The sequence below is a fragment of the Seohaeicola sp. genome (assembly GCF_048006315.1).
In the GTDB taxonomy this organism is placed as follows: Bacteria; Pseudomonadota; Alphaproteobacteria; order Rhodobacterales; family Rhodobacteraceae; genus Seohaeicola.
In genome coordinates, this window is sequence record NZ_CP180350.1 from 1,547,004 (window position 1) to 1,560,176 (window position 13,173).

The window sequence follows — 13,173 nt, forward strand, 5'->3', positions numbered from 1 at the left end:
CGCCGCTGCTTCTTCTTGCCAAAAATATCCCTGCGCGACGCCCGCCCCGCAGGGCCAGGCCCGCCGGATCAACGCCGCCGGAACGTCAGGTAATGCGGCACGCGGCCTTCACGCAGAGCCTTTTGCTCATAGCGGGTGGAGATCCAGTCGGACCAGGGCTGCCGCCAGTCGGCAGGGCCTTCGGCCAGCCATTCGAACCCGGCCTTCGGCACTTCCTCAAGCGTCTGGCGCACGTAGTCGGGAATGTCGGTGGCCACGCGAAAGATCGCGGCGGGCCGCAGCACCCGCGCCAGGGGCTCAAGGTGTTCGGCCGTCACAAAGCGGCGGCGGTGATGGCGCTTCTTGGGCCAGGGATCGGGATATAGCAAAAAGGCGCGCGCCACGCTGGCCTCTGGCAGGACATCGAACAGGTTGCGCGCATCGCCCGGATGGATGCGGATGTTCTGCACCTCCGCCTTGCGGATCTTGGCCAGCGCCATGGCGACACCGTTCAGGAAAGGCTCGCAGCCGATGATGCCGACATCGGGGTTGGACGCGGCCTGATGCACCATGTGCTCGCCCGCGCCAAAGCCGATTTCCAGCCACAGATCCCGCGCACCGAAAAGCGACGGCAGGTCCAGCGGCACGCGGTCGGGGTTTTCCTCCCAGCCGACGGCACCGGGGGACAGACCGTCAAGGTCCTCGTCCAGCAGCTGATACTGGCTGTCGCGCAGGGTCTTGCCCTTGAAGCGGCCATAGAAATTGCGCCAGGGCGCACCGGATGGGTGTTTGCCGTCAGTCATGATGGCGCCCGTCTAGCGGTATCGGGCCGGCGCATCAAGCATCTGCGCATGACTGCCCCGAACCCACGGTCGCGTCAAAATCAAATTGACGCTCATAACGCGAAACAGGTATCTTGAATGTGGGTTAATTCAGTGTGTGGGTGGTGTCATGAGTGCTTCGCGTTTTCGCGTCGTTGTGGGTCTTTGTGCGGCAGTGGGCTGGACCGGCCCGATCCTTGCGCAGGAGCGCATTCTCGAACAGGACGGGATCGCCATCGAGCTGGAAGAGCTGCTGTCCGAAAAGGGCACGTTCCGGCTTGAGTTCGGGACGACCATCGTGTCCAGCCGCCAGGACGGCATCAGCGGCCTTTACGAGAGCATCCAGACCGGCACGGGCGAATTCGTGTCCCTGCCCGTCGAACTTGGCGTGACGGATCGGCAATCGGACACGTTTCTGGCCACGCTCGGCCTGCGCTACGGGCTGACAGCATCCTCCGAGGTCTATTCACGCCTGACCCTGCGCCATGACGAGGCGCGTTTCGTCGACACGGCCACCGGCCAGACCGACACCCTTTCGGACAGCGCGTTGCAAAGCCTTGTTGTCGGCGCGAACTACCGCTTTCAGGACGAAGGCGCGGGGCCCGGCCTGATCGGTTTCGCCGATGTCGCGGTGCTGGAAAACACGGCGGCACGCGGGACGGACCTTGCCTCGGGCACGTCCGGCACCCTGGGGCTGACGGCCTACCGTGTCCTTGATCCGCTGGTCCTGTCGGTGACCGCAGGCTACCGCGCCAGTTTCGCGCGCGATACCGGGGCGGACCGGGTCGATCCAGGCGACATCTTCTTCATCAATCCCAGCATCGGGTTTGCCGTCAACAACGAGGTGACGCTGACGGGCGGGATCGGGCTGAACTTCGTGGGCGATGACCGAGTGAATGGCACGGGGCGCGATACCGGGCGCACCGATGCCGAACTGCAATTCGGGCTTGCCTATGCCTGGGACAAGAACACGACGCTCAGGGCCGATGCCCGGACCGAGGTTCTTGGCGACCGCAGCTTTACCGCCGGCATCACCGTGACCCGCAAGTTCGACAAGAAGTGACCTTCGCCGGCGGCGAGGTGACGTGAACGGGGACAGGCATGTGGCCTCCCCGGAATTTTGACCAGTGACAGGAGAGTGACCGAATGAACATCTTCACCAGACTTGCCACAACCCTGCTGGCCGTTCTTGGCCTTGTGGCGATCCTTGCCAGCCCGGCATCGGCGCAATCGCTGACGGCCTCCGACATGAGCTTTGCCTTCGGTGGCAAGGCGACATCCGCGGCGGCGGCCCCTGCGGCGACCACGGCGTCCGTCGCCATCGCCTCGGCGCGGGGCATGACCCAGACCGAGATGCAGGAGACCCAGGGCGCGGTTGCGCCGGTGGTGGTTTACGGCCTCGCGGTGGCGGGCCGGATCGCCTATGTGGGGATCACCAACAACCTGGCGCGGCGCACCGCGCAACATGCGGCGACGCGGTCCTTCGACAGCGTGGTCCGGCTGGGGTCCAGCACCACCCGCAACGGTGCGCGGGTGATCGAGCAGAACAACATCAACCGGTTCAACACGATCAATCGCGGGTGGAACCGGATCAACTCGATCTCGCCGCGCAACCCGCTTTCGTCGCGGGTCACGCAGCCCTATCGTCGCTGACATCATGACAACCGGGTCCGGCCGCCGCTTGCGGTCGGCCCCATTCGGAAGGCAAAGCCCATGGATCACGCCAAGATCACGCAGGTTCTGGAAAGCCTGCCCACCGGGGTGCTGTCGCAGCACCGGTTCGTGCGGCACTATTTCTATGGCCCGGACACCAGGCTGCGTCGGGTGCGCACGCATCTGAAACGGCTGCACGACGACATGATGTTCGATTTCCTGGACAAGGGGCTGGCGGTCACCACGGCTGCGCGGCTGGATCATGACGGGCTGATGCAGTCGGTCGGGATGATGGAAAGCGCGGCAGCCGAAGCGGGGCTTGAATATGACGGGTTCGAGATCGTTCTGGACGATGTCGAGGACCAGGTGACGCTTGAGCCGCTTGAGGATCATGTCGCATCCGGCAGCTATCTGCGCCTTGCCCTTGGCGCAGGGCGGTTCGGCTATCTGCTGTTTCTGGGCGGCAACAAGACCGATGGTTACCTGTTCGATTGCCTCGCCCTTGTGGATGACGGCAAGGCCACGCCCCAGATTCTGGCAGGGGCGCCGCGCCTTTACAGGCAGCCGGTGCAGGGAATGATCGATCCGTTCGGAGTCGAGGTCACGGGCACAGCCACGGATATGACGCATCCGATCACTGTGCCGTTCCGCATGGCCACGGATTACCCCACCCCCGAAGAGGTCGCAGCACTGGCGGCGCAACATGGCATCGCCCCTGACCGGATCGAACGGGACTGGCCGGTTGTGCTGGAACGGCTGGTCGCCGCCGGCCAGACCATCGGGCGAAGCGATCCCATCGCCTATACGGCCGAGTTGAAGCGCAACGGCCGCATCACCTGGACCGAGGGTGATACCATCCCGCGTGGACAAGCTGCGGCTTGGCCCATGCTGTTCGGCGCCCATGTCACGCTGGACACGCTGCGAGGCGCGCTGACGGGCGGGCGCGATATCGTGGCGCTGACCGATGCGGCAAGCTGAGGGATCAGGGCAAGACATAACGAGAGGCCCGCGCCTTTGCGCACAATAAAGGCACAGAAATCAATCGGCAGAGATTCGTTTTTGTTAACCAGTGAAAGGAGAGTAACCAGATGACCGTCTTTTCAACCTTTGCCATCAGGATGCTGGCCGTTCTGGGGCTGGTGGCGATGACCGTGGCACCGGCGACAGCGCAGTCGCTGAATGCCGCCGACATGGCCTTTGCCTTTGGCGGCAAGGCCACGACGCAGGCACCGGCCGCCAAGGCCGGGGACAGCGTCGCCATCGCCTCGGCGCGGGGTATGACCCGGACCGAGATGCAGGACACCGAAGGGGCCTGGATCCAGATCCCGATCATGATCGGGCGGGTCGCCATTTCGGGCTTTACGCGTCACGGCCTGAACCAGACCATCAACCGGGGCATCAGGCCGGGCGCCATGGTCAGCACGCTGCGCAATCCGACCAGTATCCGCACCTTCACCAGCGGTCCCAACGCGGGCACGACCCGCTATATCGGGCCACGGTCAACCGTTGTGGTCAACAGCCAGGGGCGCATCGTATCGACTTGGGGACGGGGTCGCTGACATCTACCCCCCAAACGGCGGGCATGTCTGGCATGGTCGCCCACGCCAACCCTTGATGGCCCCCATTCCATGGGGGCCATCTTCACCGCAGGACAGTATCATGAGCAGATTGCTGGCAATCTTCGCGCACAGAGAGCAGGCGCAATTGCGACGGAAACGGCCTGCATGGAAAAGGCACGGGTCGGGAGTGCCTTTGCCTATTCCCGGGAAGATCGGAATACCGATTGGATCAGAGCGGATACCAACGGCCGGCTCACCGGTGATGATGCCCTCGCGGAGGTTCTGTCCACCATTGCGCAAAAGGATTTCATCCGGGGCGCCTTCATCGCGTTGAAGCAGGGTGAAAGCATGGACGCGGGCCTGGAGCGAGGTCAGACGATGAAATTGTTTTCGTCACGTCATGATCTGCATCTGGACACCGCATTCCTGTAAAGGCTTGAGAGAGAGATGATGCAAAAGAGATATTTCTCGGTAGAGGTTTGCGGCAGCGGTTTTCACATACCGACCGACGATACCGCAAGACGGAGGGCTTCGTGGTGATGTGCCTTATCGACGCCGCCGAAGTCTTTGCCGTTCAACGGGCCGAACTGGACGGTCTTGACGGATATCCGCAACCGCATGGCGGCTTCGCCTTTCATGGTGAGAGCGGCGGTTTGCAAGAGGGTTGGCCCAGGCGTCACATCGGGAGAGACGGATGACAAACAAGGATTTCGGCGGGCCGCAAGCCATTCGCATGATCCTCGACAGGATGCCCGAATGTCCCGACGCCTTGCAAGATGACGGGCTAGCGGCAATCGCGCATCTGCGCGATGCCCCTGTGGCCGCGCTGGCCCGTCACCTTTTCACCCAGGCCGAGATGGACGCGATCACCGACCTGATGATGGAACATTTCGAGGCGGGTGGCTTTGTTGCCGACACGGCCATCGACCATCTTGTCGCCAACCGCGCGCCGGAGTGACCGATGACAGCGCAACCCATGGGCCTTGCTTGTTCCTGCCTGCCCAGAACCGGAGCATATCATGCGTGATCTTCGCCTTGCCCTGTGCCTTGTCACGCTGCTGGCCGCCGCGCCCGCCAAGGCCGACATGTTCCCCGGCGAGCAGTTGAACGGCCAGCCGGTCGTGAACACTTGGAAGGCGCTGCGCGATTTCAGGATCGTGAAACAGCAGCTGGATTATTCCTGCGGCGCGGCCAGCATGGCGACGATCCTGAACGAATTCTATGGCATGTCCGTGACGGAAGAGGATGTGCTGACCCGGATGGGGGCGACGGACAGATCGTCGTTCCAGCAGCTTGCGGATGTGGCGCCCTCCTACGGGGTCAGGGCGGGCGGGCTGATGCTGTCCTTCGACGATCTGAGGCAGCTCAAGATCCCGGCAATCGCCTACGTACAGTATCGGGGCGAGGATCATTTCACCGTCATTCGCGGGATCCGCCGTGACGGTGTGGTGCATGTGGCCGATCCGTCCTGGGGCAACCGGCAGCTGACGGCATACCAGTTCCGCCGCATGTGGGAGGCGCCCGATACCGACGGCACGCCCCGTGGCCGCATCCTGCTGCTGATCCCGCAGGACATGAGCCTTGCACAGATCGACACGACATTCTTCAGGGAACCGGCAGGATGGTCCCTGTCGCTGCGCGCCATACCGCTGTCGCCCTGACGCCAGACAGTCGTCATCAACGCAAAAGGTCACAAGATGATCCGCGGCGTTTTCTCATGTTCCGACACCGAGGTGCGGGTCAAGCTGCTGCATCGGCCGTTTGGCGCGGCGGCGCTGGCAGGGGCATGGACAGCCGCGGATCGCGGGCTTGTCGAAAGGACCTTCAGCGGCGACACCCTGCTGCTGGGGGTCGAAAGCGACCGGGATATCCGGCGGATGCTGGCCGTCCGGATGCGTGGCGATCTGGCGATCACGGCCGTTCCGGGCGGACTGTTCCGCGACCGGGTGCGCGAGATCATGGATTTTGACCAGCCATTGGCCGAGCTTGCCAAGGGACCCGCCTACGGCGTGTTCTGGACCATGGCGGCGGGGTTCGGCCCCGCTTTCCGCGCGCGGCTGGCAGCGCTGGCCCAGAGGGCGTCACCGGGGGATACCTTTTCAAACCTGCTGCATGACGGGGATTTTCCGGGGCAGGATGGTCCGGACGTAGTGCTTTACCGGAACTATTTCGATGACGAGACATGCCTGCGGCTGCGCCCCGCGCTGTGGGATGCCATCCAGGACGAGGCGCCGCGCGCGCTGCGCCTGGGCTGGATGCAGGTGGAACATGTCAGCTTTGACGGCGAGTCCTATGACTTTGGGTCGCGCTTCACCCTGACGCGCGACAGGTAGGCTTCGCGGGCGCCGGTCCGCACGGGGGCCTTGCACATAAGAAAACGGCGCGCCATCTGGCGCGCCGTGATCTTTTCCGTTGCCGGTGTGGCCGGATCAGAGGGCTTTCTTCAGCGCCTCTGCCAGATCGGTGCGTTCCCAGCTGAAACCACCATCCGCATCGGGTTCGCGCCCGAAATGGCCATAGGCCGCGGTGCGCGCATAGATCGGGCGGTTCAGTTGCAGATGGGTGCGGATCCCGCGCGGGGTCAGGTCCATGACCTTGGGGATCGCCGCCTCGATCGCAGCGGCGTCCACATCGCCGGTGCCATGCGTGTCGACATAGATCGACAGCGGGCGCGCCACGCCGATGGCATAGCTAAGCTGGATCGTCGCACGATCCGCCAGCCCTGCGGCCACGATGTTCTTGGCCAGGTAGCGCGCGGCATAGGCGGCCGAGCGGTCGACCTTCGTCGGATCCTTGCCCGAGAACGCGCCGCCACCATGGGGGGCTGCCCCGCCATAGGTATCCACGATGATCTTGCGGCCGGTCAGGCCCGCGTCACCATCGGGTCCGCCGATGACGAACTTGCCGGTCGGGTTCACGTGCCAGACAGTATCGCTGGTCACCCAGCCTGCGGGCAGCACTTCAAGGATATAAGGCTCGACCACGGCGCGCACATCGTCGCTGGTCATGCTTTCGTCCAGGTGCTGCGTGGACAGGACGATCTGGGTCACGCCCACCGGCACGCCGTTTTCATAGCGTACGGAAAGCTGCGATTTCGCATCCGGGCCAAGGGTCGGCTCGACGCCCGATTTGCGCACTTCGGCCAGGCGGCGCAGCATCGCATGGGAATACTGGATCGGCGCGGGCATGAGGGCCGTAGTTTCGTTCGTGGCATAGCCGAACATGATGCCCTGGTCGCCAGCGCCTTCATCCTTGTTTTCGGCCGCGTTCACGCCCTGGGCGATATGGGCCGACTGCTCGTGCAGAAGGTTCGTGATTTCGCAGGTGGCGTGGTGGAACTTTTCCTGCTCATAGCCGATGTCCTTGATGCAGGCACGGGCGATGTCGGGAATACGCTCCATGTATTCGGCCAGCTTGGCCTGGTCCGAAAGACCGACTTCGCCGCCGATCACGACGCGATTGGTTGTTGCAAAAGTCTCGCAGGCGACGCGCGCCTCGGGTTCCTCGGCCAGGAAGGCGTCCAGAACCGCGTCGGAAATGCGGTCGCAGACCTTGTCAGGGTGCCCTTCCGAGACGGACTCGGAGGTAAATACGTAATTCTGTCGTGACATGAAACGTGCTCCATTGGGTTCATCCCGTCACGCCAGGAAGCCGTTGTGACAGGGGTGATGCGTGGTTACGCGCGGTATGGCGGGGCGTCAATCGCTATTTGGCGCGGCGCGCCCGCATCTCGCGACCGATTGAAACCGCCAGCAACCCGAAGATGACCAGCATGACGGGCAACTCGCCCCAAAGCGCATAAATCGTGGGTGGAAGTGCCCGTGGCAGCGGCGCATCAAGCCAGCCCGCCGTGTCCAGCGGCAGCGCGGCGGTGATCCGCCCATGCCCGTCGATCATGGCCGACACGCCGGTATTGGCCACGCGGACCATGGGCAGACCCTGTTCGATGGCGCGCAGCCGCGCCTGGGCCAGGTGTTGATAGGGCCCCGAATAGGTGCCGAACCAGGCGTCATTGGTGATCTGCATCAGGAAATCCGGACGATCCGGTGCGCCAAGGATCGCCTGGGGAAACACCGCCTCGTAACAGATCAGGGGCAGCGCATGACCGATGCCCCCCAGATCCATCAGGCGGGGCCCCGGACCGGGTGAAAACCCGCCACCGCGCGACGCCGCCATGCCCTGGATGCCGAATTGCGACATGATTTCGCCGAAGGGCATGTATTCGCCAAAGGGCACCAGGCGGTGCTTGTCATAGATCGCCCTGATGGTGCCGCCGCCATCAAGGTAGATCGCGGAATTGAAGGTGCGCTGCCCGATGAAGCGCTGGATGCCCAGCACCACCGGCACACCATCGGCGGCAAGGGTGATCGCCTCAAGCTCGGGTTCGGCGTTTTCAAGGATCACGCTCAACGCGGTTTCGGCCCAGATCACCAGGTCAGGGCGCGGCTGCGCCGGATCAAGTCCCATGGCTGCGGTATAGTCGATCTGGCGCTGGAAAAAGACCGGGATCGCGGTGCGGTCCCATTTCAGATGCTGTGGCGCATTGGGCTGGATCATGCGGATCACGGGACGATCCGACAGTGCGGCGGGATCGGCCTGCGCCGTGCCCCCCTGCCCCGGCCCAACGGCGACCGTGCCACCCCAAAGTGCTGCGGAGCAGACCATCGCAAGGCTGCCCGCCCCCCACCAGCGAAGACGCGGCGAAAACAACTGCACAAGGCCGACCGCCGCCAGAAGCGCAAGGAGGGTCAGGGCGTGATGACCAAGAAGCGAGGCGATGTGCACCAGCGGCGTGTCGACCCAGACATGCCCGATCAGCGCCCAGGGAAACCCCGTCAGCACGTAGGAGCGCAGCACTTCGACCAGCGTGAAGGCCGCGACGAAGGCCAGGGCCCGCCCGCCCAAGCCGCGCACCGATGCCGCCGCCGCAGCCCAGAACAGGGCCAGTCCCGCCGACATGCCGATCAGCGCAAAGGGCGCCATCCAGCCATGCCGGGCCGCGTTGACCAGGAAGGGTTCGATGATCCAGAACAGGGCCAGGGCGAAATGCCCGATGCCTGCCACGAGACCCAGAAAGGCCGCCTGCCGGATGCTGCCCGCGTTACGGATCAGCTGGAACAAAAGCGCAAGGCCGAGGATCGCGGCAGGCCAGAGATCGAAAGGCGCCTGCCCAAGCGCCACGGCCAGACCGGACAGCAGGGCCAGCAGCAGCCTGACGCGCCGGTCCGGCGCGCCGGGTTGCATCTCAGACGGCAGCCGCATGTGGCAGTCGGACCCTCAGACGCTTGATGCGGCGCGGATCGGCGTCCACCACCTCGAATTCGATCCCGGCGGGATGCTGCACCACTTCGCCGCGCACGGGCACACGGCCCGCCAGCATGAAGACAAGGCCGCCCAGCGTGTCGATCTCTTCCTCGTCGACATCCTCGTGTTCGGTCAGCGATTGCCCGATCTCGGCCTCGAATTCCTCGAGCGGGGTCTTGGACAGGGCAAGATATTGCCCCGGCTTCTCCACCGACCAGAACTGGTCCTCGTCGGTGTCATGCTCGTCCTCGATCTCGCCGATGACCTGTTCGATCAGATCCTCGATCGTGACCAGACCGTCCACGCCACCGTATTCGTCGATGACCAGCGCCATATGCTTGCGCTCGGACTGCATCTTCTGCAGCAGCACGCCGATCGACATCGAAGGCGGCACATAGAGAAGCGGGCGCAGCATCTGCTTGAGCGAGAATTCGCCCGACCCGCCGTTGAACCCGTGCTTGAGCGCGAAATCCTTCAGGTGCAGCATGCCCAGCGGCGTGTCCAGCGTGCCCGAATAGACCGGCAGTCGGGTCAGGCCGGTCTCGCGGAACAGCTCGACCAGTTCTTCCATGGTGATCGTGTCGGGAACGGCGGTGATATCCGCCTTGGGAATTGCCACATCCTCAACGCGCATGCGGCGCAGGTTCAGGATATTGTGAACCTGCTGACGCTCTGGCGCCGAAGACAGCGCGCCTGCGTCACCGTCATCCTCACCGCTGTCTGCGGGGCTCAGCGCCCCGATGATGCGGCGGAAAAATCCACCCGATGACGTCTTTTCGGCCTCGGAATAGGGCAGCGCGCTCTGCGCCGCCTCCGTAGACCCGTCTATGCTGTCGCCCATCTTGCCTTTCCAGAATGCGGAAGCACTGCTTCCTTGAAATACCTGTGCACACGCCCAAGGCGCGACACGCTGTGCCTAATATGGGTCAGCCACCCCCAGTTTGCCAAGTATCGCCACCTCGATTGTCTCCATCAAAGTGGCATCCTTGTCACGAACATGATCGTAGCCCAGCAGATGCAGCGTGCCATGCACCACCAGATGGGTCACGTGATCGGTCATTGCCTTGCCTGCTTCGGCCGCTTCCCGCGCACAGGTGTCATAGGCGATGGCGATATCGCCAAGTTCGATCCCCTCGCCCGCATCCTCATCGAAGAAGGGATCGTCCTGCGGGGTTTCGTCGGGGACATAGGGCGCTTCACCGTCCTCGTCGGCGGCCAGATCCTGTGCCGGCCAGCTGAGCACGTTGGTGGGCGCGGGTTTGCCCCGAAACTCGGCGTTCAGGACCGCGATGCGCGCATCGTCACATCCCAGCAGGCTGATCATGTAGAGATCGGGATCGAACCCCAGATGGTCCAGCGTGGCGCGGGCCGCGGCCTCGGCCAACGGTTCAAGCCCGGCATCGGCCCAACGGTCATCTTCGATCTGCGTATCGGTCAGCATGCGGCCTTCTCACTGTGGGGGCTGACGCGGTGGGGGCTGTCTGCCCCCACACCCCCGAGGATATTTTCGGCAAGAAGAAGCGGGGGCGGCGTCAGACCGTCCCTTCCGCCTCATAGGCTTCGATGATGGCGGCCACAAGGGGATGGCGGACCACATCCTTGGAGGTGAAGTAGTTGAAGCTGATCTTGTCGATGGTTTTCAGCAGACGTTCCGCATCCGCCAGCCCCGAAGACACACCCCGCGGCAAGTCGATCTGGGTGCGGTCGCCGGTGATGACCATGCGCGAGCCTTCGCCAAGGCGGGTCAGGAACATCTTCATCTGCATCGAGGTGGCGTTCTGCGCCTCGTCCAGCACCACGAAGGCATTGCTCAGGGTGCGCCCGCGCATGAAGGCCAGCGGCGCGATCTCGATCCGCTTTTCCTCGATCAGCTTGGCGGTCTGCTTGCCCGGCAGGAAATCGTTCAGCGCGTCATAAAGCGGCTGCATGTAGGGATCGACCTTGTCCTTCATGTCACCGGGCAGATAGCCCAGCTTTTCGCCCGCCTCGACCGCGGGACGGCTGAGGATGATGCGGTCCACCTGACCCGTGATGAACATGGACACGCCCGCCGCCACGGCCAGATAGGTCTTGCCGGTGCCCGCCGGACCGATGCCGAAGCAGAGTTCGTGCTTGAAGAGGTTCTGCACATAGGCCTTCTGCGCCTCGGTGCGGGGTTCGACCAGTTTGCGCCTTGTCTTGATCTCGACCCGGCCGGAGCGGAACATCTCGAGCTGGTCGCCCGCCTGCGCGCCGGTTCCCTGTTCGGAACTGCCCATGCGGATCTGGCGGTCGATGTCGCCTTGTTCCAGCCCGCGCCCGGCCTCGAGCCGTTCATAGAGCGCATCCAGAACCTCGATCGCGTTGGCGGTGGCGCTTTCCTCGCCGAAGACGGCCAACTGGTTGCCCCGCCTCAGGATCTGCACCCCCAGTTTCTTTTCCAGCTCGGCGAGGTTGCGGTCATATTCGCCGCAAAGGTCGATCAGCAGGCGGTTGTCGGGAAATTCAGCCAGACGTTCGATCTGGGTGGCGGCATCGAAGGGCGGGGGCAGCACTGTGATAGCCAAGCAGGTCTCCTTGCAAAGGCCGGGCCTGCGGAGGGCGGACCCTGTCACCTGAATTGAAGCGTGCCAAGTTGCGCGCCATCGCGCAAGCGGCTTGATCATCATCTAGGGTGCAGCAGGCAAAAAAACACCACAGGCAGGGGCCTGTGGTGCGATTTCTTGCACATGGTGGGCTGATCAGAACCAGTCGCGGATGTTGGAGCCGGACTTGAACGGACCCGTCGCCACGCCCGGAGGCGCTGCATTGGAACAGACGGGCGAGCCATCGGGCTGGAGACGCGCCGACAGATATCCTTCGACGCCATCGTCGATGATCCAGTGGTCGCAGCCGGTCGGATCGACCCAGATGCCCGCGACCAGCTGGCTGAGGTGCTTGGCGTCCCGACCGCCGTCGCGCGTCTTGTCCGGCCCGATTTCCTGGCAGGCCGTCAGCGCAACCAGCGCGCCAAGCATCGCGATACCCTTGAGATATGTCATTCCCGATCTCCTCAGCGCAGGCAGATGATTTCGACGCGGCGGTTCTGCGCCATGCCGTCAGCGGTGGAATTGGTGGCGCGCGGCATCCGCTCGCCGAAACCGCGGACGTCGATCACATTGGCCCCGATGGATTGCGCGACCTGCGCGACCGCATTGGCGCGACGCTGGCTGAGGCGCATGTTGTATTCATCCGACGCGCGGCTGTCGGTGTGACCATGCACCAGGAAGGCACGCGCATTCGCCTGACGGAAGAAATTCACCAGGTTCTGCTTTGCATGGGGGTGGATCTGGTGCCGGTCGGTGGCAAAGAACTGATCCGTCGGCATGACGCCGCAAATCTCGCCCCGGTGGCAGACCGGGTTGCCCTTGCGGTCGATATGCGGCGACATGAAGCCTTCCTCGCCGTCGTCCATGACCCAATGTTCGCAGCCATCCGGATCGATCCAGATCGTGGGAACGTAACGTTCGCCCTTGATGGTGTTCTGCTGGGCAACCGCCGGTGCGACGATTCCGGACAAGGCCAGCGCCGATACCACCACACCCGCCAGCGCCATGCGTCTGGATTTCATTGCCATGCTGGAAGAGCCCCCATGCTCACTCGTTACAACCTTCGTCCCTCAGGAGACCTGCCAGGGACGCACACACATTTCCGTCAGTTTAACCGAAACCCGTTGAGAGAAAAGAAAAATCCACAAGATATTGTGCTGACCTGCGCAACAATCCCTAGAAACAGCGCGGATTTTCAACGAATCGGCGCAGTCGTCCGCGACCTATCAACCAATGCGGTAGTGCGTGATCCGCTTTACACGTCACTCATCGCGATGCGGGGGGCATTGC

General features: G+C 63.6%; 17 protein-coding genes and 1 riboswitch. Of the genes, 8 read left to right on the forward strand and 9 right to left on the reverse strand.

Going from position 1 to position 13,173, the window contains the following annotated elements:
- Positions 1–68: 68 nt before the first annotated feature.
- Complete coding sequence (trmB, locus tag ACMUJL_RS07810) at positions 69–782, reverse strand: tRNA (guanosine(46)-N7)-methyltransferase TrmB (protein ID WP_375569178.1); 714 nt, start codon at positions 780–782, stop codon at positions 69–71.
- A gap of 148 nt (positions 783–930) precedes the next feature.
- Here trmB and ACMUJL_RS07815 point away from each other — a divergent pair, with 148 nt between their 5' ends.
- The 5 genes from ACMUJL_RS07815 (at position 931) to ACMUJL_RS07835 (ending at position 4,444) form a co-directional block, all read left to right on the forward strand.
- Complete coding sequence (locus tag ACMUJL_RS07815; protein WP_138176714.1) at positions 931–1,863, forward strand: hypothetical protein; 933 nt, start codon at positions 931–933, stop codon at positions 1,861–1,863.
- Positions 1,864–1,946: 83 nt separating this feature from the next.
- Positions 1,947–2,453, forward strand: coding sequence for a hypothetical protein (locus ACMUJL_RS07820; protein ID WP_375569175.1), 507 nt, complete (start codon positions 1,947–1,949; stop codon positions 2,451–2,453).
- 60 nt (positions 2,454–2,513) lie between these two features.
- Positions 2,514–3,431 (forward strand): hypothetical protein, encoded by a 918-nt coding sequence (locus ACMUJL_RS07825; protein WP_375569173.1) that lies wholly within the window; start codon positions 2,514–2,516, stop codon positions 3,429–3,431.
- A 110-nt stretch (positions 3,432–3,541) separates the two neighbouring features.
- Positions 3,542–4,012 carry a hypothetical protein gene (locus tag ACMUJL_RS07830; RefSeq protein ID WP_082896219.1) on the forward strand — a complete coding sequence of 157 codons (471 nt, stop codon included), beginning with the start codon at positions 3,542–3,544 and terminating at the stop codon, positions 4,010–4,012.
- Positions 4,013–4,081: 69 nt separating this feature from the next.
- Positions 4,082–4,444, forward strand: coding sequence for a hypothetical protein (locus ACMUJL_RS07835; RefSeq protein ID WP_375569171.1), 363 nt, complete (start codon positions 4,082–4,084; stop codon positions 4,442–4,444).
- A 62-nt stretch (positions 4,445–4,506) separates the two neighbouring features.
- Here ACMUJL_RS07835 and ACMUJL_RS07840 read toward each other — a convergent pair whose 3' ends face one another.
- On the reverse strand, positions 4,507–4,650 hold the full coding sequence (locus tag ACMUJL_RS07840; protein WP_375569169.1) for a hypothetical protein: 144 nt from the start codon (positions 4,648–4,650) through the stop codon (positions 4,507–4,509).
- Positions 4,651–4,706: 56 nt separating this feature from the next.
- Between ACMUJL_RS07840 and ACMUJL_RS07845 the strand changes: the two genes are divergently transcribed.
- The 3 genes from ACMUJL_RS07845 to ACMUJL_RS07855 all read left to right on the forward strand — a co-directional run bounded on the left by ACMUJL_RS07845 (position 4,707) and on the right by ACMUJL_RS07855 (position 6,345).
- Positions 4,707–4,970 carry a hypothetical protein gene (locus ACMUJL_RS07845; RefSeq protein WP_068288754.1) on the forward strand — a complete coding sequence of 88 codons (264 nt, stop codon included), beginning with the start codon at positions 4,707–4,709 and terminating at the stop codon, positions 4,968–4,970.
- A gap of 61 nt (positions 4,971–5,031) precedes the next feature.
- Complete coding sequence (locus ACMUJL_RS07850) at positions 5,032–5,673, forward strand: C39 family peptidase (protein WP_375569167.1); 642 nt, start codon at positions 5,032–5,034, stop codon at positions 5,671–5,673.
- Positions 5,674–5,709: 36 nt separating this feature from the next.
- Complete coding sequence (locus ACMUJL_RS07855; RefSeq protein ID WP_416914214.1) at positions 5,710–6,345, forward strand: hypothetical protein; 636 nt, start codon at positions 5,710–5,712, stop codon at positions 6,343–6,345.
- Between the two features lie 96 nt (positions 6,346–6,441).
- Here the strand turns inward: ACMUJL_RS07855 and metK are convergent, their stop codons facing one another.
- The 7 genes from metK to ACMUJL_RS07890 form a co-directional block, all read right to left on the reverse strand.
- On the reverse strand, positions 6,442–7,623 hold the full coding sequence (gene metK / locus ACMUJL_RS07860) for a methionine adenosyltransferase (protein ID WP_375569163.1): 1,182 nt from the start codon (positions 7,621–7,623) through the stop codon (positions 6,442–6,444).
- Between the two features lie 6 nt (positions 7,624–7,629).
- Positions 7,630–7,678, reverse strand: a riboswitch (SAM-SAH riboswitch).
- 39 nt (positions 7,679–7,717) lie between these two features.
- On the reverse strand, positions 7,718–9,274 hold the full coding sequence (gene lnt / locus ACMUJL_RS07865) for an apolipoprotein N-acyltransferase (RefSeq protein WP_375569161.1): 1,557 nt from the start codon (positions 9,272–9,274) through the stop codon (positions 7,718–7,720).
- Positions 9,258–10,157, reverse strand: coding sequence for a hemolysin family protein (locus ACMUJL_RS07870; protein WP_068288772.1), 900 nt, complete (start codon positions 10,155–10,157; stop codon positions 9,258–9,260). Before ACMUJL_RS07870 ends, lnt begins: the two co-directional genes overlap by 17 nt.
- Positions 10,158–10,232: 75 nt before the next feature.
- Positions 10,233–10,757: an rRNA maturation RNase YbeY gene (gene ybeY / locus ACMUJL_RS07875; RefSeq protein WP_068288775.1), complete on the reverse strand. Its 525-nt coding sequence runs from the start codon at positions 10,755–10,757 to the stop codon at positions 10,233–10,235.
- A 91-nt stretch (positions 10,758–10,848) separates the two neighbouring features.
- A complete protein-coding gene (locus tag ACMUJL_RS07880; RefSeq protein ID WP_375569158.1) occupies positions 10,849–11,964 on the reverse strand; it encodes a PhoH family protein in 1,116 nt (371 codons plus the stop codon).
- Between the two features lie 72 nt (positions 11,965–12,036).
- Positions 12,037–12,336, reverse strand: coding sequence for a hypothetical protein (locus ACMUJL_RS07885; protein ID WP_068288780.1), 300 nt, complete (start codon positions 12,334–12,336; stop codon positions 12,037–12,039).
- Positions 12,337–12,347: 11 nt separating this feature from the next.
- Positions 12,348–12,905: an OmpA family protein gene (locus tag ACMUJL_RS07890; RefSeq protein ID WP_375569155.1), complete on the reverse strand. Its 558-nt coding sequence runs from the start codon at positions 12,903–12,905 to the stop codon at positions 12,348–12,350.
- Positions 12,906–13,173 lie beyond the last annotated feature (268 nt).

Excerpts from the sequence above, each read along its gene's own strand:
- trmB (WP_375569178.1), bottom strand. The coding sequence starts at position 782 with ATGACTGACGGCAAACACCCATCCGGTGCGCCCTGGCGCAATTTCTAT.
- ACMUJL_RS07840 (WP_375569169.1), bottom strand. The coding sequence starts at position 4,650 with ATGAAAGGCGAAGCCGCCATGCGGTTGCGGATATCCGTCAAGACCGTC.
- ACMUJL_RS07890 (WP_375569155.1), bottom strand. The coding sequence starts at position 12,905 with ATGAAATCCAGACGCATGGCGCTGGCGGGTGTGGTGGTATCGGCGCTG.
- ACMUJL_RS07815 (WP_138176714.1), top strand. The coding sequence starts at position 931 with ATGAGTGCTTCGCGTTTTCGCGTCGTTGTGGGTCTTTGTGCGGCAGTG.
- ACMUJL_RS07850 (WP_375569167.1), top strand. The coding sequence starts at position 5,032 with ATGCGTGATCTTCGCCTTGCCCTGTGCCTTGTCACGCTGCTGGCCGCC.
- ACMUJL_RS07830 (WP_082896219.1), top strand. The coding sequence starts at position 3,542 with ATGACCGTCTTTTCAACCTTTGCCATCAGGATGCTGGCCGTTCTGGGG.
- ACMUJL_RS07885 (WP_068288780.1), bottom strand. The coding sequence starts at position 12,336 with ATGACATATCTCAAGGGTATCGCGATGCTTGGCGCGCTGGTTGCGCTG.
- ACMUJL_RS07835 (WP_375569171.1), top strand. The coding sequence starts at position 4,082 with ATGGGGGCCATCTTCACCGCAGGACAGTATCATGAGCAGATTGCTGGC.
- ACMUJL_RS07855 (WP_416914214.1), top strand. The coding sequence starts at position 5,710 with ATGATCCGCGGCGTTTTCTCATGTTCCGACACCGAGGTGCGGGTCAAG.
- metK (WP_375569163.1), bottom strand. The coding sequence starts at position 7,623 with ATGTCACGACAGAATTACGTATTTACCTCCGAGTCCGTCTCGGAAGGG.
- ACMUJL_RS07845 (WP_068288754.1), top strand. The coding sequence starts at position 4,707 with ATGACAAACAAGGATTTCGGCGGGCCGCAAGCCATTCGCATGATCCTC.
- ACMUJL_RS07820 (WP_375569175.1), top strand. The coding sequence starts at position 1,947 with ATGAACATCTTCACCAGACTTGCCACAACCCTGCTGGCCGTTCTTGGC.
- lnt (WP_375569161.1), bottom strand. The coding sequence starts at position 9,274 with ATGCGGCTGCCGTCTGAGATGCAACCCGGCGCGCCGGACCGGCGCGTC.
- ACMUJL_RS07870 (WP_068288772.1), bottom strand. The coding sequence starts at position 10,157 with ATGGGCGACAGCATAGACGGGTCTACGGAGGCGGCGCAGAGCGCGCTG.
- ACMUJL_RS07880 (WP_375569158.1), bottom strand. The coding sequence starts at position 11,964 with ATGATGATCAAGCCGCTTGCGCGATGGCGCGCAACTTGGCACGCTTCA.
- ybeY (WP_068288775.1), bottom strand. The coding sequence starts at position 10,757 with ATGCTGACCGATACGCAGATCGAAGATGACCGTTGGGCCGATGCCGGG.
- ACMUJL_RS07825 (WP_375569173.1), top strand. The coding sequence starts at position 2,514 with ATGGATCACGCCAAGATCACGCAGGTTCTGGAAAGCCTGCCCACCGGG.